This window comes from Streptomyces sp. cf386 (assembly GCF_900103585.1).
Lineage (GTDB): Bacteria > Actinomycetota > Actinomycetes > Streptomycetales > Streptomycetaceae > Streptomyces.
On record NZ_FNHV01000006.1, the window covers coordinates 129,905 to 154,587 of the forward strand.

Annotated in this window: 24 protein-coding genes and 1 pseudogene; 12 read left to right on the forward strand and 13 right to left on the reverse strand. The window is 71.6% G+C overall.

All coding sequences use genetic code 11. The annotated features are described in order from the left end of the window. Positions 1-3: 3 nt before the first annotated feature. From BLU79_RS16900 to BLU79_RS16930, 7 genes are all read right to left on the reverse strand, one after another. On the reverse strand, positions 4-237 hold the full coding sequence (locus tag BLU79_RS16900; RefSeq protein ID WP_093906609.1) for a hypothetical protein: 234 nt from the start codon (positions 235-237) through the stop codon (positions 4-6). Between the two features lie 17 nt (positions 238-254). Beyond that, the gene (locus tag BLU79_RS16905) at positions 255-1,862 is read right to left on the reverse strand and encodes an MFS transporter (protein ID WP_093906610.1); all 1,608 of its coding nucleotides are present in this window, start codon (positions 1,860-1,862) and stop codon (positions 255-257) included. Positions 1,863-2,067: 205 nt separating this feature from the next. Beyond that, positions 2,068-3,951, reverse strand: coding sequence for a Stk1 family PASTA domain-containing Ser/Thr kinase (locus BLU79_RS16910; RefSeq protein ID WP_093906928.1), 1,884 nt, complete (start codon positions 3,949-3,951; stop codon positions 2,068-2,070). A 357-nt stretch (positions 3,952-4,308) separates the two neighbouring features. Further along, complete coding sequence (locus tag BLU79_RS16915; RefSeq protein ID WP_177001048.1) at positions 4,309-4,947, reverse strand: TetR/AcrR family transcriptional regulator; 639 nt, start codon at positions 4,945-4,947, stop codon at positions 4,309-4,311. 148 nt (positions 4,948-5,095) lie between these two features. After that, positions 5,096-6,109, reverse strand: coding sequence for a VOC family protein (locus BLU79_RS16920; RefSeq protein ID WP_093906612.1), 1,014 nt, complete (start codon positions 6,107-6,109; stop codon positions 5,096-5,098). Then, positions 6,106-6,978, reverse strand: coding sequence for an alpha/beta fold hydrolase (locus BLU79_RS16925; protein ID WP_093906613.1), 873 nt, complete (start codon positions 6,976-6,978; stop codon positions 6,106-6,108). The genes BLU79_RS16920 and BLU79_RS16925 overlap by 4 nt, the downstream gene beginning before the upstream one ends. Before the next feature lie 8 nt (positions 6,979-6,986). After that, complete coding sequence (locus BLU79_RS16930; RefSeq protein WP_256333350.1) at positions 6,987-8,597, reverse strand: bifunctional 3-(3-hydroxy-phenyl)propionate/3-hydroxycinnamic acid hydroxylase MhpA; 1,611 nt, start codon at positions 8,595-8,597, stop codon at positions 6,987-6,989. Positions 8,598-8,785: 188 nt separating this feature from the next. Between BLU79_RS16930 and BLU79_RS16935 the strand changes: the two genes are divergently transcribed. The 3 genes from BLU79_RS16935 (at position 8,786) to BLU79_RS16945 (ending at position 11,349) form a co-directional block, all read left to right on the forward strand. After that, positions 8,786-9,418 (forward strand): TetR/AcrR family transcriptional regulator, encoded by a 633-nt coding sequence (locus BLU79_RS16935; RefSeq protein WP_093906615.1) that lies wholly within the window; start codon positions 8,786-8,788, stop codon positions 9,416-9,418. Next, positions 9,415-10,203: a 2-keto-4-pentenoate hydratase gene (locus BLU79_RS16940; protein WP_093906616.1), complete on the forward strand. Its 789-nt coding sequence runs from the start codon at positions 9,415-9,417 to the stop codon at positions 10,201-10,203. The genes BLU79_RS16935 and BLU79_RS16940 overlap by 4 nt, the downstream gene beginning before the upstream one ends. A 111-nt stretch (positions 10,204-10,314) precedes the next feature. After that, positions 10,315-11,349, forward strand: coding sequence for an amidohydrolase family protein (locus BLU79_RS16945; protein WP_093906617.1), 1,035 nt, complete (start codon positions 10,315-10,317; stop codon positions 11,347-11,349). 317 nt (positions 11,350-11,666) lie between these two features. On the opposite strand, the gene BLU79_RS16950 is transcribed toward BLU79_RS16945, so the two are convergent. Next, complete coding sequence (locus BLU79_RS16950) at positions 11,667-12,389, reverse strand: IclR family transcriptional regulator (protein WP_093906929.1); 723 nt, start codon at positions 12,387-12,389, stop codon at positions 11,667-11,669. 136 nt (positions 12,390-12,525) lie between these two features. Here BLU79_RS16950 and BLU79_RS16955 point away from each other — a divergent pair, with 136 nt between their 5' ends. Genes BLU79_RS16955 through dmpG form a run of 3 tightly spaced genes read left to right on the forward strand, consistent with a single transcriptional unit; the run spans position 12,526 to position 15,319 of the window. Beyond that, positions 12,526-13,371 carry a 2-keto-4-pentenoate hydratase gene (locus BLU79_RS16955; protein WP_218137782.1) on the forward strand — a complete coding sequence of 282 codons (846 nt, stop codon included), beginning with the start codon at positions 12,526-12,528 and terminating at the stop codon, positions 13,369-13,371. Continuing rightward, positions 13,368-14,303, forward strand: coding sequence for an acetaldehyde dehydrogenase (acetylating) (locus BLU79_RS16960; protein WP_093906618.1), 936 nt, complete (start codon positions 13,368-13,370; stop codon positions 14,301-14,303). Before BLU79_RS16955 ends, BLU79_RS16960 begins: the two co-directional genes overlap by 4 nt. Beyond that, the gene (dmpG, locus tag BLU79_RS16965) at positions 14,300-15,319 is read left to right on the forward strand and encodes a 4-hydroxy-2-oxovalerate aldolase (RefSeq protein WP_093906619.1); all 1,020 of its coding nucleotides are present in this window, start codon (positions 14,300-14,302) and stop codon (positions 15,317-15,319) included. Before BLU79_RS16960 ends, dmpG begins: the two co-directional genes overlap by 4 nt. A 21-nt stretch (positions 15,320-15,340) precedes the next feature. On the opposite strand, the gene BLU79_RS16970 is transcribed toward dmpG, so the two are convergent. Continuing rightward, entirely contained in the window at positions 15,341-15,595 is a 255-nt protein-coding gene (locus BLU79_RS16970) for a hypothetical protein (protein ID WP_093906620.1), read from the reverse strand. Between the two features lie 178 nt (positions 15,596-15,773). Next, entirely contained in the window at positions 15,774-16,382 is a 609-nt protein-coding gene (locus tag BLU79_RS16975; protein ID WP_256333351.1) for an ATP-binding protein, read from the reverse strand. Between the two features lie 198 nt (positions 16,383-16,580). Here BLU79_RS16975 and BLU79_RS16980 point away from each other — a divergent pair, with 198 nt between their 5' ends. Next, positions 16,581-16,817 (forward strand): DUF397 domain-containing protein, encoded by a 237-nt coding sequence (locus BLU79_RS16980; RefSeq protein ID WP_093906621.1) that lies wholly within the window; start codon positions 16,581-16,583, stop codon positions 16,815-16,817. Positions 16,818-16,954: 137 nt separating this feature from the next. Then, positions 16,955-17,875, forward strand: coding sequence for a helix-turn-helix domain-containing protein (locus BLU79_RS16985; protein WP_093906622.1), 921 nt, complete (start codon positions 16,955-16,957; stop codon positions 17,873-17,875). A gap of 4 nt (positions 17,876-17,879) precedes the next feature. Here BLU79_RS16985 and BLU79_RS16990 read toward each other — a convergent pair whose 3' ends face one another. After that, positions 17,880-18,698, reverse strand: a complete 819-nt coding sequence (locus BLU79_RS16990) for an SAM-dependent methyltransferase (RefSeq protein WP_093906623.1) — start codon at positions 18,696-18,698, stop codon at positions 17,880-17,882. 142 nt (positions 18,699-18,840) lie between these two features. Here BLU79_RS16990 and BLU79_RS16995 point away from each other — a divergent pair, with 142 nt between their 5' ends. Further along, positions 18,841-19,593 (forward strand): thioesterase II family protein, encoded by a 753-nt coding sequence (locus tag BLU79_RS16995; protein ID WP_093906624.1) that lies wholly within the window; start codon positions 18,841-18,843, stop codon positions 19,591-19,593. A 111-nt stretch (positions 19,594-19,704) separates the two neighbouring features. After that, a pseudogene (locus BLU79_RS17000) lies at positions 19,705-20,967 on the forward strand (beta-ketoacyl synthase); the annotation flags it as partial. A 34-nt stretch (positions 20,968-21,001) separates the two neighbouring features. On the opposite strand, the gene BLU79_RS17005 reads toward BLU79_RS17000, so the two are convergent. Continuing rightward, positions 21,002-22,060 (reverse strand): non-homologous end joining protein Ku, encoded by a 1,059-nt coding sequence (locus BLU79_RS17005; protein WP_093906626.1) that lies wholly within the window; start codon positions 22,058-22,060, stop codon positions 21,002-21,004. 62 nt (positions 22,061-22,122) lie between these two features. On the opposite strand from BLU79_RS17005, the gene ligD reads away from it, so the two are divergent. Continuing rightward, a complete protein-coding gene (gene ligD / locus BLU79_RS17010) occupies positions 22,123-23,004 on the forward strand; it encodes a non-homologous end-joining DNA ligase (protein WP_093906627.1) in 882 nt (293 codons plus the stop codon). A 153-nt stretch (positions 23,005-23,157) separates the two neighbouring features. On the opposite strand, the gene BLU79_RS17015 is transcribed toward ligD, so the two are convergent. Beyond that, on the reverse strand, positions 23,158-23,964 hold the full coding sequence (locus BLU79_RS17015) for a nuclease-related domain-containing protein (protein ID WP_093906628.1): 807 nt from the start codon (positions 23,962-23,964) through the stop codon (positions 23,158-23,160). A 114-nt stretch (positions 23,965-24,078) separates the two neighbouring features. Here BLU79_RS17015 and BLU79_RS17020 point away from each other — a divergent pair, with 114 nt between their 5' ends. Further along, positions 24,079-24,585, forward strand: a complete 507-nt coding sequence (locus tag BLU79_RS17020; RefSeq protein ID WP_093906629.1) for a protein-tyrosine phosphatase family protein — start codon at positions 24,079-24,081, stop codon at positions 24,583-24,585. The last annotated feature ends 98 nt before the right edge of the window (positions 24,586-24,683 follow it).

Consider the following 24,683-nt stretch of genomic DNA (forward strand, 5'->3'; position numbering starts at 1 on the left):
ACCTCACTGCCCTCGAACAACCTCCGCAGGCGCCGTCACAGTGACCGTCAGCGCCAGGGGAATCGCGGACAGGAGGAGGGCCGTGGTGAGCGCGGTGGCGGCGAGCACGGTCGTTTGGGTGACGGTGTATGTCAGGACGAACACCACCGCCATCGCCATCGCCAGGGTGCTGACGACAAAGGGGCGGTGCCGGGTGTCCCCTCCCGGCACCGCCCAGGCCGTGCGCCGCTCAGGCACGGCCGGCTCTGGGGCCCTCAGGCCGCGCCCACGCGCTCCTCCTTCGGCCGCACCGCCTCGTCCGGCGCGGGCTTCGCGGCGCGCCTGCGGCCGGGCAGTACCGCGAGGACGATCGCCGTGCCGGCGGCCATGATGATGCCGCCGATGAGGCTGGTCTGGGCGACGCTGTGGGCGAAGGACTCGTGGACCGCGTCGATGAGGGCCTGCGCCTGCTGAACGCCCCCGGCGGGGTTCTTCGCGACCTCCTCGGCGACCGCCAGGCCGCCGCCGACCGAGTCCTTCGCCGTCTCCAGCGCGGTGTGCGGGAGGTTGGTGCCGACGAGGTCGGTCAGCTTGTCGCGGTATGCGGTGCCCAGCAGGGAGCCGAGGATCGCGATGCCCAGGGCGCCGCCGAGCTCCAGGGCGGTGTCGTTGGCGCCGCCGCCGACGCCCAGTTCGGACTCGGGGAAGGAGTCCATGATGGTGTCGGTGGCCGGCGACACGCTCAGGCCGATGGCGAAGCCCAGCATCATCAGGGGTGCCAGGAAGTCGGTGTACGTCGAGCCCGACTCGATCCGCGTGAGCAGGAGGACGCCCGCCGTACCGATCGCCATGCCGGTGACGACCATGGCCTTGACGCCCAGCTTCGGGGTGAGCCTTCCGGTGGCGGCGGCCCCGACGAACACGGCTCCGGCCAGCGGCAGCAGTCGTACGCCCGTCTCCAGCGCGCCGTAGCCGAGGACGAACTGCAGGAACTGGGTGGCGTAGTAGAGCGCGCCGAAGGTGCCGAAGAAGAAGAACAGCACCGCCAGCATCGAGCCGCTGAACGGCCGCTGGGCGAACTTGCGCACGTCCAGCATGGGGCGCGGGTGGCGCAGCTCCCAGGCGACGAAGGCCAGCAGGCCCACGCCCGCGACCACGGCCGCGGTGACCGGGCCGACGCCCCAGCCGAAGTGCGGGCCCTCGATGGTCGCGTACACCAGCGAGCCGACGGAGACGATCGACAGCAGACCGCCGACGTAGTCGATCCGGCCCATCCCCTCGGCCTTCGACGGCGGCACCAGGGCGAGCGCGCCGATCACGGCGAGGACGGCGATCGGGACGTTGATCAGGAAGGTCGAGCCCCAGGCGTGGTCCTCGAGGAGCCAGCCGGCGACCAGCGGGCCCACCGCGATGGCGAGGCCGGAGGTGGCGGTCCAGGCGGTGATGGCCTTGGCGCGCTCCGCCCTGGGGAAGATCGCGACCAGCAGGGACAGCGTGGCCGGCATGACCACGGCGGCGCCGACGCCCATGACCGCGCGGGCCGCAATGACCAGTCCGGTCTCGTCGACCAGGCTGCCCGTGACCGCGCCGACCGCGAAGATCACGAGGCCCGTGATCAGGGCGCCCCGGCGGCTGTACTTGTCGCCGATCGAGCCCAGCACCAGCATCAGCGCGGCGTACGGGACGGTGTAGCCGTCGATGACCCACTGCAGATCGCTGCTGCTCAGGCCCAGGTCCTTGGTCATGTCGGGCGCGGCCACGATCAGCGACGTGTTTGCCATGACCACGATCAGCAGGCTCAGGCACAGCACCAGCAGCGCCCACCAGCGCCGTGCGTACGGCCCGGTCATCTTCTCGACGGGGGTGGTGGCTAGGAAGGGCATCGGGGTCTCCCTGGAGCGGTTAATTGCACATCCATGAGCAGAATAGTTTGTTGCTCATGGATGTGCAAATAGCGAGGTGGGGAGGGACGGGGAGAGGTCGCACGAGAGATCGCACGAGAGGTCGCACAGCACGACGGAGCCCCCGACCAATCCGCGGTCGGGGGCTCCGTGTCGTCGGGCTTGCGCCCATCCCTTCGGGCCGTTCTCAGGCCCCGCCGGTCGGCGCCGTCGTGGGCTCCTCGGTCGCCGTGTCACCGCCGGTCGTCGTCCCGTCGTCCGACGAGCCGTCGCCCGAGCCGTCGCCGTCCGACGTCCCGGCACCCGATTCCTCGGTGACGACGATCACCATGCTCCCCGCCTCGACCTCGCTCCCCGCCGCCGGGGTGCCCGACGTCACCACCGCGTCGGACGCCCGGGAGGAGCCGGAGGCGACGGCGGTGCGGAGTCCGAGCGCGGCCAGTTCGTCCTGGACCTCGGCGAGGGTCCTGCCGACGATGCCGGTGGGGATCTGCACGGTCTCCACGGACTTGGCCACCTGAACGTCGACCGCGGAGCCCGGCTCGACCTCCTCCCCGTGCGCGACGCTCTGCCCGACGACGGTCCCGGCCTCGGCACCGCTGTCGACCTCGGTCGTGTCGCCCAGCTTCAGATCCCGCTCGGCCAGCAGCTTCCGGGCCTCGCTCAAGGTGGCGCCCGTGAGGTCCGGGACCGTGGCCCGCTCGGCCTCCTTCGCCACGGTGAGGGTGATCTCGGTGCCCTTCTCGGCCTTCTCGCCGCCCTCGGGATCCTGCTTGAGGACGGTGCCGGGGTCCTCCGCGGACTCCACGTGCCGGGCCGTCACCTTGAACCCCTTGCCCTCCAGGATCCGCGCCGCGTCGTCCTCGTCCTTGTCCGTGACGTCGGGCACCTCCACCTTCGGCGCACCGGTGGAGACGGTCACGGAGACGGCCTCGCCCTTGTCGAGCTCGCCCTCCGGCGGGCTCTGCTCGCAGATGTGCCCCTTGGGCTGGTCGGCGCAGGGTTCCCGCTTCGCGACGGTGAGGGTGAGGTCGACGTTGTCCGCCGCCGCCCGTGCGTCGTCGAGGGTCTGCCCGACCAGATTCGGTACGTCCACCTTGCCGTCGTCGGCCGAGCCCCGCCCGAACATCAACCAGCCCACCACGAGCGCCAGGACGACGACGGCGACGCCCGTGACGACCAACGCCACGGTTCCTCTGCGGCCCCCTCCCCTTGTCCCTTCGTCCGCCTCCTGGTCAGCCTCTGGCCGCGGGGCGGGACCCGGCGCCGCGGCAACCCCCGCCCCCAGCCACGCCTCCACATCGGCCAGCATCTCCTCGGCGGACCCGTAGCGGTGGCCGGGATCCTTCGCGAGGGCACGCAGGACCACCGCGTCCGCCTCGGGCCCGATCTCGGGGTTGTACAGACTCGGCCGCTGCGGTTCCTCCTGGATGTGCTGGTACATCACCGCCATCGGCGAGTCCCCGGTGAACGGCGTGCGGAAGGTGAGGAGTTCGTAGAGCAGGCAGCCCACCGAGTACAGGTCGGACCGGGCGTCGACCTCGTGCCCCAGCGCCTGTTCCGGGGAGAGGTACTGGGCGGTGCCGATCACCATGGACGTCTGGGTCATACCGGCGTCCCGCGCGTCCCGGGCGATCCCGAAGTCCATCACCTTCACCCGGCCGGCCCGGGTCAGCATGACGTTGGCCGGCTTGATGTCCCGGTGCACGATGCCCTGCCGGTGGGAGTGGGCGAGGGCCTCCAGGACGCCGGCCGTCACCTCCAGGGCCCGTCGAACGGTCAACGGCGGCCCGGAGTACAGGGATTCACGCAGGGTCGCGCCGTCGACGTACTCCATCACGAGATACGGCAGCGGGGCTCCGCCGTACCCGACGTCCTCCCCCGTGTCGTAGACCGCGGCGATGGCCGGGTGGTTGAGCGACGCCGTGGACTGCGCCTCGCGACGGAACCGCTCCTGGCCCGCCGGGTCATGCGCGAGGTCGGCCCGCAGGGTCTTCACGGCGACGCCGCGGTCCAGGCGGACGTCGTGCGCGAGGTGGACGTCGGCCATGCCGCCGGAGCCGAGGAGCATGCGCAGCTCGTAGCGGCCGCCCAGGACGACCGGGGGGCCGTGCTGCGTGGTGTACGTCTGCGGCTGGGGGTCGTACGCCGACTGGGGGTCATAGGCAGGCTGGGGGTCGTACGTCGGCTGAGTGCCGTATCCCTGCTGGTAGCCGTATCCCTGCTGGGCTTGCGCCGGTGGGGAGAAGGTCAGGTCGTCTGGTCCGCCGAGGTTCACTTCGCTTCTCCACAGAGGGTCGGAAGTCCGGGCCGAGGCAGGGCGCGACAACGCGCAGCCTCAAGAGGCCAGGTGCACGACCAAGATAATTGCACGGCGGCGAGCAATTACGTTTCCGGGTCGAGGACGATCCGGTGAGAGGCTGCTCACTCACACAGCCGTGGCGCCTCTTTCCGCGACGACCGCCTCGACCACCGCGCAGGCCTCCTTCTCCGGCACCCCGGTCGCGATGAGCGTGGCGACGGCCACCTGGGTGCCGTCGTCCTCCAGCGCCCCGGCGTTGACCTGCTCCAGCAGGGCGATGGTCATCGCCTCCAGGCCGGCGCTGAGGACGGCGGGCGGGAGGTGGGTGTGGAAGAGGCCGTCCCGCTGGCCCCGCTCCAGGATGGCGGTGGCCGCGCTGCGGGCCGGTTCGAGGATCTCGGTGACCCGTTCCGCGCCCAGGTCGTGATGGGCCAGGGCGATGAGCATCCGGAAGCTGTCGCCCACGGGCCAGATCGACAGCACGAAGTGCGCGAGGGCGTGACCGGCCGGCTCCGACGGCCTCGCTCCCTCCGCGACCGCGCCCTTGAGGCTCTCGCCGGCCTCCTCGGCCAGCGCCTCCAGCAGCGCGGCCCGGCCGGGGAAGTGACCGAAGAGGGTGCGCCGTACGACACCGGCGGCGCGGGCCAGCTCCTCCAGGGTGATCTCCGGGTTCCGCCCCAACTCCCGGCGGGCCGTGGCCAGGATGCGCGCCCGGTTGGAACGGGAGTTGCGCCGCTGCGGCTCACGGGCGACGGGCTTGGACACGGGAGGAACCTCGATGGATCGGGAGGGCGTACGGCGGGCGGGACGGGCCTGGACGGTCCGTCTCTCCATTCTGGCATGCGGGTCAGGACGCGATCCGGAGACCGCTGGACGCCGCCGGAGGCCGCCGCCCAGCGGGATGCGAACCGGCTCAGTCGTCCGGGATGCCGGTGCCGCTCAGTGCCGGGACGGTCCGCTCCGGGCGGGCGAGGGAGCGGGCGCCGAGCCGGAACTGGTCGAGTTTGTCGATGATGGTCTGGCCTACGGGCTGGTGGCCCCAGACGCTGATGCCCTGGTGGGTGCTGGGTTCCCAGGTGGTCTCGTCGATGACAAGGGGGTTCCAGCCGACCTCCCACTCGAAGCCCGAGGGGGTGCGGGCGTAGTAGGACAGCTCCTTGTCGTTGGTGTGCCGGCCGACGGACAGGGCCATCTCGAAGCCGAGTTCGTGGACGCGCTGGTAGCTCCGGGCCACGTCGTCGAGGGTGGCCGCCTGGATGTTGAGGTGCTGGACGCGGGTGCGGATCGGGTCGATGGGCAGTCCGCGTACGGCGGCGATCGCGATGGAGTGGTGGCGTTCGTTGACCCGCAGGAAGCGGATCTTGAGCTTGATGCCGCTGATCGTCTCGTCGATGTAGTCGGTGAGACGGGCGTCGAAGACCGTGTCGTAGTAGCCGCGCAGGAGGGTCGGCCTGGCCGAGGTGATGGCCACGTGGCCCATGCCCGAGTCGCCGGTGACCCACCCGGAGGCCAGCATCCGCAGGGGCTCGGACGAGGTGACCGGCGTCGTGTAGATCTCCTGTGTGATGCCCTTGGGGCCGGGGAAGCGCAGGAGGCGTTCGACGCCGCGCAGGGCCGCCTCCTCGTCGGAGCCCCGCTCGACGGGGACGCCGTGGGCGCGTACGCGGGCCTCGATCCGCTCGAAGGAGGCGTGGTCGTCGATGTGCCAGCCGGTCGCCACGACGTCCTCGGCGGGTCCGCGCCGGATCAGGAAGCGGCAGGCGTGGTCGTCGAGCCGGAAGCGCATCAAGTCGCGGGAGACGGCGTCGTGGTGCATGCCGATGGCGTCGGTGCCGAACCGGCGCCAGTCGGCGAGGCGGTTGGACTCGATGACGAGGTAGCCGAGGTGGACCGCGCCGAAGACGGAGGCCGTGGCCTGGACGGTCATCGGCGGCCCGCCAGGAAGTCGGCGCACAGGCTGTTGAAGAGCTCGGCGCGCTCCCACTGCACCCAGTGGCCGGTGTTGGCGACCTCGTACAGATCGCAGTTGGGCATGCGCTCGGCCAGCATCCGGCCGCCGGAGGGCCGGTTGACCCGGTCCGCCGCGCCCCACAGCACCAGCGTGGGAACCGGCAGCCGGGACAGCCGCTTGTCGCGGGTGAAGTCCATCTTCCACAGGGTGCGCAGGGCGTTCGGGCCGGACGGGCGGCGCAGCGGCGGGGCCGCGACCACCTCGGGGTCGATGCTCGCCTCGTAGCGCGCGTCGATCACCGAGTCGGGCACCTCGGCGGCGTTGAAGACGAGGTGGTTCCGGATGAACTTCTCCAGCTTCAGGCGTGAGGGCCCGTCCCCGCCGTAGTAGTTGAGCAGGCTGGTGAGGCCCGGCGTGGGCAGGGCGCGGGTGGTGCCGATGCCGCCGGGGCCCATGAGGACCATGCGGTCGGCCCGGTCGGGGGTGTCCAGGGCCAGGCGCAGGGCGCAGGCGCCGCCGTAGGAGTTGCCGACCAGGTGGGCCTTGTCCAGGTCGAGTCGGTCCATGAGGCCGCGGATGCCGTCGGCCAGGTATCCGAAGGGGTCGGTGCCGTCGACGCCCTTGGTGCTGCGGCCGTACCCGGGCAGGTCGGGGACGATGACCCGGTACTCCTTGGCCAACTCCCCTATGTTGCGGGCGTAGTTGGAGACGCCGGATGCGCCGGGGCCGCCGCCGTGCAGGAGCAGGACGGGCGGGCCGTCTCCGGTCTCGGCGACGAAGATCTCCTTGCCGGCGATGTCGAGCAGGCGCTCCCGCATCGACGGCGGTTCGGTGTGCGTGGTCATGGTGTCCCTTACGGTGCGGTCGTGGCGGTCGGGCGCGGTGCCGGAGCGAATCCGGGCGGGGGCGGCGGGAGTTGGGCTCCGCCCGCGGGGGCGGCGGCGTAGACGTAGGCGTCGGGGCGCAGGGCGACGGTGGCCGCCTTGTGCCGGGCCAGCCAGGGCAGCAGGACGCCGTCGCTGTCGACGACCGTGCCCTCGGCGGGGCGGGATCCGGCGGGCGTGACGGCGAGCGAGGGGACGCCGAGGCGGTCCCAGGCGGGCTGGGGCACGGGCAGTCCGCCGCGCAGGAGCAGCCAGCGGCCGGCGAGGAGGTCGTCCAGCCGCACCCGCTCCCCGTCGGGGCCGGTCACCCAGGGCTGCGGGATCTGGTGCCCGGAGGCCTTGGTGCGGGGGCGGGCCCGGAAGCCGTCGGCGTAGTGGGCGACCGGTATCCAGTTGGAGTCCTGCAGCCAGGCACTGAAGCCCGCCACCCGGTTCAGCACCGGCAGCACGCCGTCGCGGACCCGGGTGACGGCGCGCCGCCGCTCGGTGATGATCCGCCCGACGAACACCGCCCGCCGGGTGACCTCCTTGACGTGCGGCTTGCGCTCGGCCTCGTAGCTGTCCAGCAGCGTCTCGGGCAGTTCGCCGCGCAGCACCGCGGCCAGTTTCCAGCTCAGGTTGGCCACGTCGCGCACGCCGGCGGCCATGCCCTGGCCGATCCACGGCGGCATCGCGTGGGCGGCGTCGCCGGCCAGGAAGACCCGGCCGACCCGGAAGCGGGCGGCGAAGCGGACGTGGTGGCTGTAGACCGTGGCGCGCAGGATCCTGATCTGGTCCCGGCCGATCCCGTACTTGGCGACCATCGAGTGGACGGCGTCGTCGGTGGTCAGATACGTCTCGTCGTCGCCCGGCAGGATCGGGAACTCCCAGCGGTGGTGCCCGAGCGGGGTCGGGCAGTCCACGGCCGGCCGGTCCGGGTCACAGCGGAAGCGCAGCCGGTCGTGGTCGGGCCAGGGCTTCAGCATCTCGGTGTCGACGACCACCCAGCGGTCCTCGTACGTCCTCCCCTCGTACCCCACGTTCAACTGCGCGCGGGTGAGGCTGGAACCGCCGTCGGCGGCGATGACGTAGGACGCCCGGAGCCGGTGCACGGAGTCGTCGGCACCGAGCACGGTCAGCTCGACGCCGTCGGCATCCTGGCGCAGCCGCAGGCACTCGTGCCGCAGCAGCACCCGCACGTTCGGGTAGCGGTCGACGCCGTCGCGCAGGACCTGCTCCAGGGCGGGCTGGTAGATGAACATCTGCGGCGGATGGCCGTGGCCGCGCGGCGTCGGACGGGCGCTGAGGAAGGTCCGGCCGTGCGCGTCGACGAAGTCGAGCGGGCGCTCGGCCAGCATGTCCCGCTTCAGCCGGTCGGCGAGCCCCACGCGCTGCCAGATCCGTACGACCTCCTCGTCCGTGGAGATCGCGCGGGCCCGGGAGTAGACCTCGGCGTCGCGCTCGATCACCACGACCCTCAGGCCCAGCCCGCCGAGCAGATTCGCGGCGGTCACCCCGGTCGGCCCGTAGCCGATCACCGCCACGTCATAGGCGCCGCCCTCGGCTTCGCCCTCTTTGTCCTCGGCATCGACTTCACTCACCAGGCCACCTCGCTGTCGTCCCGTCGTCACCCCGCTTGCCATCGGCGCTTGCTGCGGTCGGCTGGTACCGCAGTCGGCTCGCGTCGCGGCCGGAGTGTTGCTGTAGCGTTTACTCCAATTGGAATGGCCGCTACGGTAAGCTTGGTCCCGGAGACGGTCAAGTGCCGGCACGACAGGAGGGCGGACCCATGACCAGGCCGCAGGCGACACGCAGGAAGCGCGCGAACGGGGTGGAGTCGCGGCAGCGCATCCTCGACGCCACCGTGGAGATCGCGGGCGAACGCGGCTACGAGGGGACGTCCATCGCGGCCGTCAGCGCCAAGTGCGGGCTGCCCGCCAGCTCGATCTACTGGCACTTCAAGGACAAGGACGACCTGATAGCCGCGGTCATCGAGCGCAGCTTCGAGACCTGGCTGACGGCCGTCGAGCTGCCGGGCGAGGAGACCGGCACGCCCTTGGAGCGGGCCACCGCCATGGCGGCGAACGTCGCGAAGTCCCTGGTCGACGCACCGGACTTCCTGCGCCTCGGCCTGATGCTCGCGCTGGAGCGACGGCCCACCGAGCCCCGGGGGCGCACGGTGTTCCTCCAGGTCCGGGATGTCGCCGCCCAGAAGATCACCGAGATGATCGGGACCCTGTTCCCCGACCTGGACGAGGCGTCCGTACGCATCCTCACCACCTACGCGGTCGCGGGCGCCGACGGCCTCTTCGTGCACCGGGAGATCCACGGGGACGCCGTCGACCTGAAGGCGATGTTCGAACTGCACGCACGACTGGTCTACGACGCGGGCACCCGCATGGCGGCAAGGAGCGAGGAATGACCCTGACCGCCGCCGAGCGCGCGGAGGCCGCCCGGCTGCTGCGCGAGGCCGAGCACCGGGCGGCGCCGGTCGACCCGCTGTCGGCCCTGCTGCCCCACCTGGACGTGACCGACGCGTACGCGATCCAGCGGGAGAACGTCGCCCGGCGCCTCACGGACGGTGCGACCGTCGTCGGCCACAAGGTGGGGCTTACCTCGGTCGCGATGCGACACCAACTCGGCGTCGACGAGCCCGACTTCGGCCATCTGCTGGACGACATGCTCCATCGCGACGGTGCGCCGCTCTTCACGGCGCGCTACTGCCGGCCGCGCATCGAACCGGAGATCTGCTTCCGCCTCGCCCGGCCGTTGCGCGGCCCGGGTGTCACCACCGAGGACGTCCTCGCGGCCACCGAAGCGGTCGCCCCGGCGCTGGAGATCGTCGACAGCCGGATCCGGGACTGGAGGATCACGCTGGTCGACACGGTCGCCGACAACGCCAGCTCGGCGGGGCTGGTCTGCGGCACCTGGACACCCCTGCCCGTGGCGCCCGACCTCGCGGCCGTCGACGTCGACCTGGTCATGGACGGCGAGCGTGTCGCCTCGGGCAGCGGGCGGGAGGTGCTGGGACATCCGGCCGCCGCCGTGGCCTGGCTCGCCAACGCCCTCGCCGCCTTCGGGACCGCGCTGGAACCCGGACACCTGGTCCTGCCCGGCGCCATGACCACCGCCCCCTTCGTCAGCGCAGGCCAGAAGGTCGAGGCACGCTTCGGCGGCCTCGGCCGGGTATCGGTGACCTTCGTCTGAACCTCGCAGAGGACTGCCCGCCGGGCCCCCGGAGGATCAGGACCGGACCTCGCCGAGGATCCCGAGGGGCCCCGACCCGCTCACCCCCGACCCACCCAGGAGTCGCCCACAATGCCCGCCACCCCGAGCCGTATCGACGTCCACCAGCACCTGATCCCCTCCTTCTACCGGGACCTGCTCGCCAAGGCGGGCATCGCCGAGGCCGGCGGGCGTCAGCTGCCGGACTGGAGCCCCGAGTCGGCCCTGGAGGTGATGGATCTGCTGGGCACCACCACGGCGATCCTCTCCATGTCCACCCCGGGCACCGGGTTCCTCACGGACCCGGGCGAGGCCGCCGAACTGGCCCGCAGGCTCAACGACTTCTCCGCCGACCTCGCCGCCGAACACCCGGGGCGCTTCGGGTACTTCGCCACCCTGCCCCTCCCCGACATCGCCGCCTCGGCCGCCGAGGCCCAGCGCGCGCTGGTCGAAATGGGCGCCGACGGGGTCACGTTGCTGGCCAACAACCAGGGCGTCTACCTGGGCGCGGACGGCCAGGACGCCCTGTGGCGGACCCTGAACGAGCACGGAGCCGTCGTCCTCGTCCACCCGGCCGACCTCCCGGCGCCGCCCGTCGAAAACATCCCGCCGTTCGCGGCCGACTTCCTCCTCGACACCACCCGCGCCGCCTACCTGCTCGTCCGCAACGGCATCGTGCGCAGGTACCGGGACATCCGGTTCATCCTCGGTCACGCGGGCGGCTTCGTCCCGTACTCCTCACACCGCATGGCCGTCACCATCGCCGGCGACACCGGACGCAGCCCCCTGGACGTCCTCGACGACTTCCGCTCCTTCTACTTCGACACGGCCCTGTCCTCCAGCCCGGCCGCCCTGCCCACCCTGCTGGCCTTCGCCCGCCCCGGGCACATCCTGTTCGGCAGCGACTGGCCCTTCGCGCCCACGATCGCGGGGCAGTACTTCGCCAACGGACTCGACAGCGGCGTCGACCCCGGCACACTCCAGGCCATCAACCGCACCAACGCCGACGCGCTCTTTCCCCGCCTGGGCGCGATCCCCGTACCGGAACCTCGGCCCAGCCTGCGGCAGTCCGCCCGGCGGGCCGGCGCCCGCCTCTTCTTCAAGCTCGTCCAGCCCGGGACCGGATGAGAGGCGGACGCCGAACAGGGCAAGGCCCTCGCCGAAGGCGTCAACCCGCCTTCCTGGACGCCCTGTCCGTCTCCCTTGTCACGGCCTGCGCGTCGCCTTCACCGCAGCGACCGGCGCCTTCCTCCCGGCCCCGAAGACGCCGCCCGCCCAGGGCAGACCGGGCGGCAGCCGCCCCCGGCCACCCGCGCGCAGGCCCACGCCTCACACGGACCGCCCGTCCGCCCGAGGTACCCGCACACAGAGACCCGCCTCGCACTGCCCGGCCGTCCCGGGACCCACACCCCGGCACCCACCTCACCCCCGCCCGACCACCCGACTCAGGCCCCCGCCCGCAGCACTCGCGACAACCCCAGCGCCGCCGTCCGTACCGCAGGCGCGAGCTGGGCCGGGCTGAAGCGTGCGCGGGGGACGGCCACCGAGAGGGCGGCGACCGTGGTGCCGCCCGCGAACACGGGGGCCGCGATGCAGGCCACGCCCGGCGCGGCCTCCTGTTCCTCGTAGGCGAGGCCGGAGACCTGGATCTTCTCCAGGGCCATGCGCAGCCGCGCCGGATCGGTGATGGAGCGGGGTGTGAGGCTCGGCAGCGGGCGGGACAGCAGTTCCTCGGTCAGCTCGGGGCCGGAGAAGGCGAGCAGTGCCTTGCCCACACCGGTGCAGCTCAGCGGCAGGCTGCCGCCGATGCGGGAGGGCAGTTGCAGGGCCTCGTGGCCGTGGATGCGTTCGAGGTAGACCACCTCCATGCCCTCACGCACGCCGAGGTGGACGGTCTCGCGGGTGGCCTCGAACAGGTCCTGCAGAAACGGCAGGGCCGTCTCGCGCAGATCGAGCCGGTGCGGGACGAGCGAGCCGAGCTCGAAGAGCTTCGCGCCGAGCCGGTAATGGGGGCCTGAGCGCTCCAGCCAGCCCAGCCGCACCAGGTCCGCCGCCAGCCGGTGGACCGTCGGCTTGGGCAGGCCGGTGCGCTCCGAAAGTTCCGAGAGGCGGAACGATCCACCGCTCGGACTGAAGGACTCCAGGATCGTCGCGGCCTTGTCCAGCATGCTGCCGCCCACATTGTTCCGTACCACGGAACAGACTTTGGCCCATCGCGGGCTCGGCGTCTATACCGGACGTCACAGGGCGGCACATCGCAAGCCCCCGCTCCCCCGCTACGCCCCTACTCCCCTGGAGGCACCCGTGTCGACCGTGCTCGACAGCGCCGACCGTCCGGACGGCGCCCCACCGGCCGTGGTCAAGGCCGCCGACGTACTGGCGGAGGCGACCCGCACCGGCGTCGCCTGCCCGCCCGTGCGCGACCTGTTCGACGGCGGCGGCGACCTGGAGACCGCATACGCCGTGCAGCAGCTGAACGTCCGGCGCGCACTGGACGCCGGGCGCCGGATCGTCGGCCGCAAGATCGGTCTGACCTCACCGGCCGTCCAGCGCCAACTCGGCGTGGACCAGCCCGACTTCGGCGCCCTGTTCGCCGACATGGCGGTGCCGGACGGCGGCGAGGTGCCCGTCGGGCGGCTGCTCCAGCCCAAGGTGGAGGCCGAGGTCGCGCTCGTGCTGGGCCGCGATCTGCCGGACCGGGAGTGCACGGTCGTCGACGTGCTCCGTGCCGTCGACTTCGCGCTGCCCGCCCTGGAGATCGTCGACAGCCGCATCGCCGGCTGGGACATCTCCCTCGTCGACACCGTCGCCGACAACGCCTCCTGCGGTCTGTACGTCCTGGGCGGCACCCCCGTACCGCTCACCCGGGTCGACCTGCGCGCGGCCACGATGGCCATGACACGCAAGGGCGCGATCGCCTCCGAGGGCACCGGCGCCGCCTGCCTCGGCAGCCCCCTCAACGCGGCGGTCTGGCTGGCCTCGGCCCTCGCCGAGCGCGGCGACCCGCTGCGCGCCGGCGACCTGGTGCTGACCGGCGCCCTGGGCCCGATGACACCCGCCACCCCGGGCGACGTGTTCGAGGCGCACATCTCCGAGCTCGGCTCCGTACGTGTCACGTTCGCCCCGGAACCGGAAGGAGAGCAGCGATGAGCACCAAGGTCGCCATCATCGGTTCCGGCAACATCGGCACCGACCTCATGATCAAGGTCCTGCGTCTGTCGGAGAGCCTGGAGATCGCCGCCCTGGCCGGCATCGACCCGGACTCCGACGGCCTGGCCCGCGCCCGGCGCCTGAAGGTGGCCACGACCCACGAGGGCGTCGAGGGGCTGGTGAAGCTGGACGAGTTCGCCGACGTCGAGTTCGTCTTCGACGCCACCTCGGCCGGCGCCCACCGCCACCACGAGGAGGTGCTGCGCCCGCTGGGCCGTACCCTCGTCGACCTCACCCCGGCCGCCGTCGGCCCGTACGTCGTCCCGCCGGTCAACGGCGACGCCCATCTCGACGCCCCGAACGTCAACATGGTCACCTGCGGCGGCCAGGCCACGATCCCGATCGTCGCCGCGGTGGGCGCCGTCACCCCCGTCCACTACGGCGAGATCGTCGCGTCCATCGCCTCCCGCTCCGCCGGGCCCGGCACCCGGGCGAACATCGACGAGTTCACCGAGACCACCTCCTCGGCCATCGAGAAGGTCGGCGGCGCCGCCCGCGGCAAGGCGATCATCGTCCTCAACCCGGCCGAACCCCCGCTGATCATGCGGGACACCGTGCACTGCCTGGTCTCCGACTGCGACGAGACGGCCGTCACCGCGTCGGTCGAGGAGATGGTGGGCCGCGTCCAGGCGTACGTGCCCGGCTACCGGCTCAAGCAGAAGGTCCAGTTCGACCGGGTGACGGCGGACGACCCCCTGCGCAGCCTCGCCCCGGACGCGTCCGACCCCCTGAAGGTGTCCGTCTTCCTGGAGGTCGAGGGCGCCGCCCACTACCTCCCGGCCTACGCCGGAAACCTCGACATCATGACCTCGGCCGCGCTGCGCACCGCGGAACGCATGGCCGCCCACCGTGGCTTGGAGGCAGCCAAGTGACCAGGCTCTACGTCCAGGACGTCACCCTGAGGGACGGCATGCACGCCATCCGGCACCGCTACACCGTCGACCAGGCCCGCGCGATCGCCGCCGCCCTGGACACGGCGGGCGTGGCCGCCATCGAGATCGCGCACGGCGACGGCCTGGCGGGCTCCAGCATCAACTACGGCGTCGGCGCCCACACCGACTGGGAGTGGATCGAGGCCGTGGTGGACGCCGCCACGCACGCCGTCCCCACCACCCTGCTGCTGCCCGGCATCGGCACCCTGCACGACCTCAGGCGGGCGCACGCCCTCGGCATCCGCAGCGTCCGGGTCGCCACCCACTGCACCGAGGCCGACATCTCCGCCCAGCACATCGCCGCAGCCCGCGACCTGGGCATGGACGTCGCCGGGTTCCTGATGATGTCCCACATGGCCGAACCGGCCGAACTCGCCCGCCAGGCCAAGCTGATGGAGTCCTACGGCGCCCACTGCGTCTACGTCACCGACTCCGGCGGCCGTCTCACCATGGACGGCGTCCGCGACCGCTTCCGCGCATACCGCGACGTCCTCGACCCGGCGACCGAGCTCGGCATCCACGCCCACCACAACCTCGCCCTGGGCGTCGCCAACACGGTCGTCGCCGTCGAGAGCGGCGCGGTACGGGTCGATGCCTCCCTCGCCGGCCAGGGCGCCGGCGCGGGCAACTGTCCCCTGGAGGCCTTCGTCGCGGTCGCCGACCTCATGGGCTGGGAGCACGCCTGCGACCTGTTCCCGCTGATGGACGCCGCCGACGATCTCGTACGACCGCTGCAGGACCGCGAGGTACGGGTGGACCGCGAGACCCTCAGCCTCGGCTACGCGGGCGTGTACTCCAGCTTCCTGCGCCACGCGGAGACGGCCGCCGCCCGTTACGGCCTCGACACCCGCAGCATCCTGGTCGAGGTCGGCCGGCGGGGCATGGTCGGCGGCCAGGAGGACATGATCACCGACATCGCGCTGGACCTGGCCGGCCGCGCGGGGAGCGCCGCCTGATCGAACGCGGCGGGCGGCCGCCTATCCGAAGGCGGAGGGAATCTGGCGCTGGTGCTGGGCCTGGTGCTGATGCTGGGCCTGGTGCTGGTGCCCCGTCGGTCCGTCCCAGCGGTTCGGCTCCGCGGCGCCCAGCAGTTCCTCGGGGCCCAGCAGTTCCGTCGCCTGGTTCTGGGTGTGTGCGGCCGCTATCTGTGCCGCCGCCACGACGTCTCCGCGTTCGCGGACCAGGTCCTCATAGATCGGCAGGTGATCGTTTTCGGCGGGACTGCGCGTCACAATGCCGATCCTTTCGCGGGTCATTTGCCGTCAGGCTCTGTCGAGTCGGGCAGCAGTCGCAGACCCGCGCAACAAATACAACACGGCCGGAAGACCTTAACTAAGGAGAACGCGTAGCCCCTCTGTGCTCATCGTGAAAATGTCCCGTGCCCGCGCTGGAGCAGGGACGATGCGCGACTCAGACCGACCGGCCGGTCGGAAGCATCGCCCAGACCGTCTTGCCCATGGGCTGCCGCCGGGTCCAACCCCAGTGCTCGGACAGGGCGTCGATGATCCGCAGCCCCCGGCCGTGCTCGTCGAGGGGGTCGCTCGCGTGCGGGTACACGGGCAGCCTGTCGCAGGGGTCGGTGACCGCGCAGACGAGGTGGGCCGGGCGGCGGAGGCTGAGCCGCAGCCAGATCTCGGCCTCGCCGTAGGCCGGGGAACGGTCCGCGCGGTTCGCGCAGTGCGTCGCGGTACGGGCCGAGGAGCGCGCCGCGGAGTGCGATACGCCGTGCAGTACGGCGTTGGCGGCGAGTTCGGTGACCACCATGAGGGCGTCGTCGCCGCAGTGGTCCAGCGCCCATGCGCCGAGGGTGCGACGGACGAAGTCGCGGGCCCGGCCGCAGTCCTGTTCGCCACCGGTGAGGCGCAGAGCGACCGAGCGGGGCGGGGTGTGCGGGGCATCGGACTTGGCGAGATGCTGCCGGCCCGGGGTGCCGGGGCGCGCTTCCGGCGAGACGGTCAGCCCCTCGCGTGACGCGGCGCTACCGGGCAGTCGAAGCCCTTCGTACGCAGGTAAGGACACAACGTCTCCCTGATACACGGTCAGGACGAGGTGGCTGAGCAGCAGTTGACGCCACGGACTATTATCCACGCCGACGGCGCCTCCGTGCAATTTCACGGGAAATTGCGCGCGCGGTGCCGACGCAGAGCACGTGGTGCGGTCCGGGCCCGCCGGGGCTGCGGGGCGTACGCGTGGCGGAACGTGAGCAAGGAGAGTGCAGTGCCAACAGCACCGAACGGCGTACGGGCAAGCTCGTTGAGCGTCCGCTGGATCAAGAGCCGGCACAGCAATGCCGAGGGCAACTGCGTCGAGGTGGCCTCCCTGGGCGACGGCAGCGTCGCGATGCGCAACTCCCGCCATCCCGACGGACCGGCCCTCGTCTACACGCCCGCCGAGATCGCCGCCTTCCTGGCCGGCGCGAAGGAGGGAGAGTTCGACCACCTGGTCCGACCCTGACCTCCACGACCCCCGCACGGGGGCAAAGAGCCGCCGGGAAACGGAAGTTGACTCCCTCATTTCCCGCGGTTCCGGCGCCACGAGGCGGCGGGATGCGATAATGCGGTCTGTCGTATGCCGGTCTACGGGGAGTCAGGATGTCCGTCGAGTCACCTCGTATCTCCCGCCTCGAACCGTATCTGACCCGCACCGAGCCCGCGCCGACCCTGCTGAAGATGCTGGTCGGCGTGCAGCTCGCGGGTATTCGCGAGGACTTCGGTCTCTCCCAGGACCAGGCCGCCCGCGCCGCCGGGTTCAGCCCCGCGAAGCTGTCGCGCATCGAGGCGGGCAAGGGCCGCCGGCCGCCCACGGAGGGCGACATCCGCGCACTGCTGGAGCTGTACCAGGCCGAGGAATACGAGGCCTCGGTGCTGCTGCAGTTGCTGCAACGCGCCGGTGAGCCGGGCTGGTGGCAGCGCTACGACAAGCGGCTGATGCCGGAGTGGTTCGACCGGCTGGTCGGGCTGCAGGAGGCCGCGACGGCCATCCGTACCTTTGAACTGCAGTACGTTCCGGGCCTGTTGCAGACCGAGGCCTACACCCGGGCCGTGGTGGAGCGCGGGCTGCCCTCGGCACCGGCCCGTGAGGTGCAGCGGCGGGTGGAGCTGCGGATGCGCCGACGGGAGCTGCTGCAACGCGCGGACGGGCCCCGGCTGTGGGCGATCGTCGACGAGTCGGTGCTGCTGCGGGTGCTGGGCAGCCGTGAGGTGATGCGCGAGCAGCTGGAGTACCTGGAGGAGATGGCCCGGCTCCCCCATGTGACCGTGCAGATCGTTCCGCTGGACGTGACCAACGCGTCCGCGCCCGCCATCCCCGTCACCTATCTGCGCTTCGGCGGCGTCGATCTGCCCGACATCGTCTATCTGGAGCACATCAAGAGCGCCGCCTTCCTGGAGGACCAGGACGAGACGGAGGAGTACCGGATCGCCCTGGACCGACTGGGCGACGAGGCCCTCAACCCACGCGAGTCGCTGGAGCGGCTGTGCGAGACGAAGGCCCGGTACTCCCCGACGACCTGAACTCCTACGGGAGCCGGCCCACGCCGCCGAACTCGATCCACTCCTGGGTGAGCTGGCGCGGCGCCACCTCGGTGTCGGGGCGCCAGGTGGAGACCTCGACCAGACCGGGTTCGAGGATCTCCAGACCCTCGAAGTACTCCGCGACGTCCTTCTCCTCGCGCACCCGGCCCCAGTGTCCCTGCGTCGCCTGGTCCATGAAGTCGGTGACGAACTTGCGGACCTCGGGGTCCTCGCTGACCAGCTGGCACATCACCATGAAGCTGCCGGGCGCGAGGCGCTCGCGCACCCGGCGGGCCACCGCGAGCGGGCCGTCGGTGTCGCTGTCGGGGATGCAGTGGAACACCGAGTTGAACAGCACGGCTACCGGCTGCGAGAGGTCGATCAGGCGCTCGGTGTCCGCGTGGGAGAAGATGGCGTCGGTCTCGCGCATGTCGGCGTGGATGACGGCGGTGTTGTCGTTCTGGTCGAGCAGGGCACGGCCGTGGACCAGGACCATCGGGTCGTTGTCGACGTAGACCACGCGCGAGGACGGGTCGACGGACTGCGCGACCTGGTGGACGTTGTTCTGGGTGGGCAGGCCGGAGCCGTGGTCCAGGAACTGCCGGATGCCGTAGTCCTGGGCCAGCGTCCCGACCACCCGCTGCAGGAAGCGCCGGTTGTTCAGCGCGAGGGCGCGGGTGCTGGGGACGACCTTGTCCAACTGCTCGCAGGCGGCTCGATCGGAGGCGTAGTTGTCCTTGCCGCCGAGGTAGTAGTCGTACATGCGCGCGGCGGTCGGAACCGTGGCATCGATCGACGTGGACAGCTGCTTTCCAGGCTCCATCGTTCCCCCAGGGGCAGGCCGGCCGAGGAGATCACCTCACCGACAACACATCCTAGGGAACGGGCAGTTGGTGAGGCCAGTCCATCGGTGAACCACCGGACCGTTCCACGGAGGGCTCCACGGACCGATCACAATGAGGGACATGACGACCCAGGACATACGAACCCGATGGTTCCGGGGCGTGCGCGCGCCCGGGGCGAAGATCCGGCTGGTGTGCTTCCCGCACGCGGGCGGAGCGGCGGTCTCCTTCCGTGACTGGGCGACGCTGACGCCACCGGAGATCGAGGTCATGTCCGCGCAGTACCCGGGCCGCCAGGACCGCCTGCGCGATCCGTACCCGACCACGATGGAGGAGCTGGCGGACGCGATCACGACGGCCCTGCTGCACGAGACGGCGGACGACCTGCCGTTGGCGCTCTTCGGGCACAGCATGGGTTCGTCGGTGGCGTACGAGGTGGCTCGTCGCCTGCAGGACGCCCCCGGCCGCACCCTCACCCACCTGATCGTGTCGGGCCGGCCCAGGCCCCGCCTCCCGCAGGAGCTGGCACCCGCCCCGGCCCCGACCGACACCGAGATCCTGGACCACGTCCGCCTGCTGGACCCCGAGGGCGCGGCCGTCTACGACCACCCCGAGCTGCGGCCCGTGATCATGCCGGCGCTGCGCGCGGACTTCGGGCTCCTGGCGGCGTACCGCCCGGCTCACCTGCACCGGCTGGGCATTCCCGTCACGGCCTGCGGAGGCGACCGCGACCCCGTGTGCCCTGTCGAGAGTCTCTCCTCGTGGTCGGACATCACGACGGAGGGCCTGGACGTCCGCGCCTTCCAGGGGAACCACTTCTATCTCAACCCGCGCAAGGAGGAGTTGCTCGCGTTCCTCACGTCACGGCTGCTGTGACGGGTGCGCCTGGGCACGTCGAACGGACGTGCAAGTGATGAGAAAACTGGGCATGTTTCCCTTTCAACCACCAGAGGGGACATGCAGATGAGCGAGTCCGCCGAGTCCACGCCCCGCAAGGTCGTCGTCACCGGACTCGGGGCGCTCACACCACTCGGGGTGGGGTGCCGGGAGTTGTGGCAGGGGCTGCTCGACGGGCGGCACGGGATACGGGAGTTGGCGGGCGAGGAGTTCGAGGGGCTGCCGGTGCGGATCGCGGGGGTCGTACCCGTGGATCCCGCTCGGCTGCTGCCCCGGCCATGGGCGCGACGGATGAACCGGGCGGCGCAGTTAGGGGTGCTGGCCGCCCGGGAGGCGTGGGCCGACGCCGGGTTCGCCGAGGGCGGTACGCGAGAGAGCGGGGTCGATCCGGCGCGGGTGGGGGTGAGCCTGGGGGCCATCCTCGGGGACGCGTCCGTGCTGGTGGGCGGGGACCGGAGGTTGCGGGAGAAGGGGCCGCGTGCGGTCTCGCCGCTCACCACTCCCATGACCGTGCCCTCCCAGGCCGCCTCCCAGGTCTCGCTGGATCTGCACATCACCGGGGAGGCCCGGACCGTGACGAGTGCGTGCGCGTCGGGGACCGAGGCCATAGGGCAGGCGATCGACCGCATACGGTACGGGCGCGTCGACATCGCGCTGGCGGGCGGCGCCGAAGCGGTCGTCACGCCGGCGATCATGGCGTCCTTCGCCGCGATGCGGGCGCTGGCCGACAGCGATCTCGCCGACGGTTCGCCCTCCCGTCCCTTCGCCAAGGACCGGGGCGGCTTCGTCAACGGAGAGGGTGCCGGGATCCTCGTACTGGAGGCCGAGGAGCACGCCCGGGCGCGCGGGGCACGGATCTACTGCGAGGCCGCCGGGTGGGGCCTGTCCGCCGACGCCCACCACATGGCCGCCCCCGACCCGTCCGGCAACGGCATCGCCCTCGCCGTGCGCCGGGCCCTGCGGGACGCCGGGAGCGATGCCGGTGCCGTCATCCACGTGAACGCACATGCCACGGCGACGATCGAGGGCGACCTCGCGGAGGCGGGCGCGCTGCGGGCGGTGCTCGGCCGACGGTCCGTCCCGGTCACCGCGCTCAAGGGACACCTGGGGCATCTGCAGGGAGCCGCTGGCGGAGTCGAGGCGGTCGCCGCCGCACTGACGCTGCACCACGGGGTGGTGCCGCCGACCGTGGGGTGCGGGGAGGTCGATGACGCCATCGACCTGGATGTGGTGAGGGGGGCGCCCCGGGCGTTGCCCGAGGACGGGGATCTGGTGCTCAGCAACTCGTTCGGGTTCGGGGGGCACAACGCGGTGCTGGCGTTGCGGCGGGTGCCAGGGCAACAACGGCGTTGAGGGGCGGGCCGCCCCGGGCTCCGGGCGCCGCCCGTCACGCCGTGCGCTTGCGCGAGGTCGCCTTCTTGGCCGGGGTCTTCTTCGCGGCGCTCTTCGCTGTGCTTTTCGCTGTCGTCTTCTTCGCTCCCTGAGCCGTCTTCGAGGTCGACTTCTTGGCCGCGGACGCCGTCTTCTTCGCCGCCGTCTTCTTGGCCGCCGTCGACTTCTTGCCGGCCGCCTGCTTGGGGGCCGCCCTGGCCGACTTGCGCTGGGGCAGGCGTCTGACCTCACCCTCCGCCTTCCCCGCCGCCTCCCCGGCCGGCTCCTCGCCACGCGACTCCTTGGCCGCCCGAACGCTGTTCTCCAGGGCCGCCATCAGGTCGAGGACCTTGCCGCCCCGCGCCGGTTCGGGAGCCTCCGGCGGCGCCTCTCCGGCGGCCTTCGCTGCGACGACCTCCTCCACGGCCTCGCGGTACTCGTCGTGCAATTCGGCGAGGTCGACCTCGCCGAGGGTGTCCATCAGGGCGTCCGCGAGGTCCAGTTCCTTGTCGTTCACCGTGACCTTCGTGTCCGGGGCGACGCCCTCGGGCTCGCGCACCTCGTCCGGCCACAGCAGACCGTGCATGGCGATGGCGTCACCGACCACCCGCAGCATGCCGAGCCGCTCACGGCCCCGGAGCGCGAACTTCGCGATCGCCACCTTCTGGCTGCGCTTCAGCGCCTCCCGCAGCAGGGTGTACGGCTTCGCCGCCGGCGCCCCGCCCACGGCGAGGTAGTACGCGCTGTCCATGTGGAGCGGGTCGATCCGGTCGGCCGGCACGAACGCCACGATCTCGATCGTCTTCGCGGTCGGGAGCGGCAGGTGGGCAAGGTCCTCGTCCGTGATCGGGATGATCGTGCCGTCCGCGTCCTCGTACCCCTTGCCGATCTCCGACTGGCCGACCTCACGGTCGTCCAGCTCGCAGACCTTGCGGTAGCGAATGCGGCCGCCGTCCTCCAGGTGGATCTGGCGGAAGGAGATCGAGTGGCTCTCGGTCGCGTTCACCACCTTGATCGGGATGCTGACCAGGCCGAACGAGATGGCGCCGTTCCATATGGATCGCACGTGCAGCACCCTTTCGATCGGTTCACGCAGTTAGCCCGGACATGCACCATAAATTCTGGAATTCTCATGGTATGACGCCGATCACAGAGGTGGAGGGGCGACGGCTCGCGCTCAGCAACCTGGAGAAGGTGCTGTATCCGGCGACCGGCTTCACCAAGGGCGAGGTGCTGCACTACTACGCCACCACCGCCGACGTCCTGCTGCCGCACCTGCGGGATCGGCCGGTGTCCTTCCTCCGCTACCCGGACGGGCCGGACGGCCAGGTGTTCTTCACCAAGAACGTCCCGCCGGGCACCCCCGAGTGGGTCACCACCGCGGAAGTGCCCCGCGTCGAGGGGCCGGCGCGCATGGTGTTCGTGCAGGACCTCGCGAGCCTGATGTGGGCCGCCAACCTCGTCACCGAGTTCCATACGCCCCAGTGGGTGATCGACGCGCCCGGCGAGGCCGACCGGCTGGTCTTCGACCTCGACCCCGGCTCACCAGCGACCGTCGTCGAGTGCTGCGAGGTGGCCCTCTGGCTGCGGGAACGGCTGGCCGCCGACGGCATCGAGGCGTACGCCAAGACCTCCGGTTCGAAGGGGTTGCATCTCACCGCGGCGATCCGGCCCGCCCCGTCCGAGCAGGCTTCCGAGTACGCCAAGGAACTCGCCGTGGAGGCCGAGAAGGCCATGCCCCGGCTCGCGATCCACCGGATGACGAAGAGCCTGCGGCCCGGCAAGGTGTTCGTCGACTGGAGCCAGAATGCCGCCCGTAAGACGACGGCGACGCCGTACACCCTGCGGGCGCGGGCTGAGCCGACGGTTTCCGCGCCGGTGACGTGGGAGGAGGTGGAGGACTGCCGGGCCCCCGCCGGCCTGACCTTCCTGGCGCCGGATCTGGCGCCGCGGCTACAGGACTACGGCGATTTGCTCGCCCCGCTGCTGGACGCGGGGCGGGCGGGTCCGTTGCCGTGAGTTTCCTCGCCCCCGCCGCGCCTACCCGTCCCTCCCCCAGAGGGGGGACCCCCAGAAGGGGCTCCGCCCCTTCGACCCCGCCAGGGGGCTCCGCCCCCCGGACCCCCGTCGGCCCCGAGAGGGCCTCGTCCTCAAACGCCGGACGGGCTGGAGCTAGCCGGCGTTCCAGATCCTCCGGTCCCTTGCCATCGCATGCAGCGCCTCCACATCCGCCGGTTTCAGCACCCCGCCCAGCCGAGCCAGCCCCTCCACCTCCGTATCCCGCAGCACCCGTACCTCCCGCACCGGCCCCGGGATCGCCACGTCGGAGGGTGCGACCAGGGCGAGGACCGGGTGGACCTCGGCGGTCAGGGCATAGGAGGCCCGGTCCGCGTCGGCACGGACGCGGCGCAGGAGGGGGTGCGGTTCGCGGCGGCCGAGGGAGACCATCGGGTCGGCGATCGTCACCTTCTGCTTACGGGCGTACAGGACGTGCAGCGCGAAGAGCCCGCCGGGCCCGATCACCAGGTGGTGGATGCGGTCACCGCCGGGCAGCGGGATGGAGTGCAGCGCGTGCCACCCGGCGCCGTCGAGCCGGTCCAGGGCCTCGCCGACCGTCTGCTCGGCGGTCAGCGCACGCCGGCGCGGATCGGGACGCCGCAGCCGGTGCGTGGGGCCGGGATCCCGGTCCAGGGCCACCAGGAGCGCCTCGCCGGGACGGTTCGGCGCGAGGTCGTCGTCCGGGTGGAGGGTCAGCCGGGCCAGTTCGGCCGGGGTGGGGACCGGCGGCGGGCCCACGGTCACCGGGCCGGTGACGAAGGGGCCGAGCACCTCCAGCACATCCTCCCTGCGGTCCTCGCTGAGCAGGTTGATCCGGGCCGCCTCACGGTCGTACCAGGCGATGTTCCGCCCGTCCCGGAGGCAGACGTAGAGCCGTTCCTGGCCCTGCCGCCAGGTCGGTATGACGCGCAGTCCGCTCATGCACCATCACCCCACTGACCATGGGAACAGGCAGGGTGCTGCGCGGGCAAGAACCTGGTTACCTTTGAGAGGAGTTGGGCAGACCCCCCGGGAGGGGTGGTTGGGGAGGCGCCGTTGCGTACCCGCAGGAAGCAACCCGACGTACCGGCTCCGGACAGCCCGTGGAGCGAGATCGTGCCCGGCCTGTGGATGGGCGGTCACGAGTTCCGGGGGCGTGCGGGACAACTGGAGTTCGCCGTCGTACAGGACGAGTTCGATCTCGTGCAGACTCTGCTGCGGCTGCCCGGCCACGGGCCCGATCCCGGCGTCGAGCATCATGTGTGGCCCATTCCCGACGGGCCGCTGGACGGTACCCAGCTCGCGGGGGTGATACGGCTGGCCGAGGCGGCGTGCGAGGCACTGGACGAGGGCCGAAGGGTCCTCGTCCGTTGTTACCACGGGTACAACCGCTCGGGGCTGGTCGTGGCCCACGCCCTGATCCGTCGGAACCACTCCGTCGAGCGGGCGATCCGGCTGATACGCTCCCGCCGCTCTCCGTGGGCGCTGCACAACGAGCTGTTCGTCGAGTACCTCCGGGCCGGTCTGTCGACCGCCCGTCTCCTGGAGGAACTCGCCGAGTAGCCGTGTCGCCCGTCCGCCCACCGAGTGCGCAAAAAGGACTTCCGTACGAATAGTGTGTACGGGCCGACCACCAGCACCAGCACCAGCACCAGCACCAG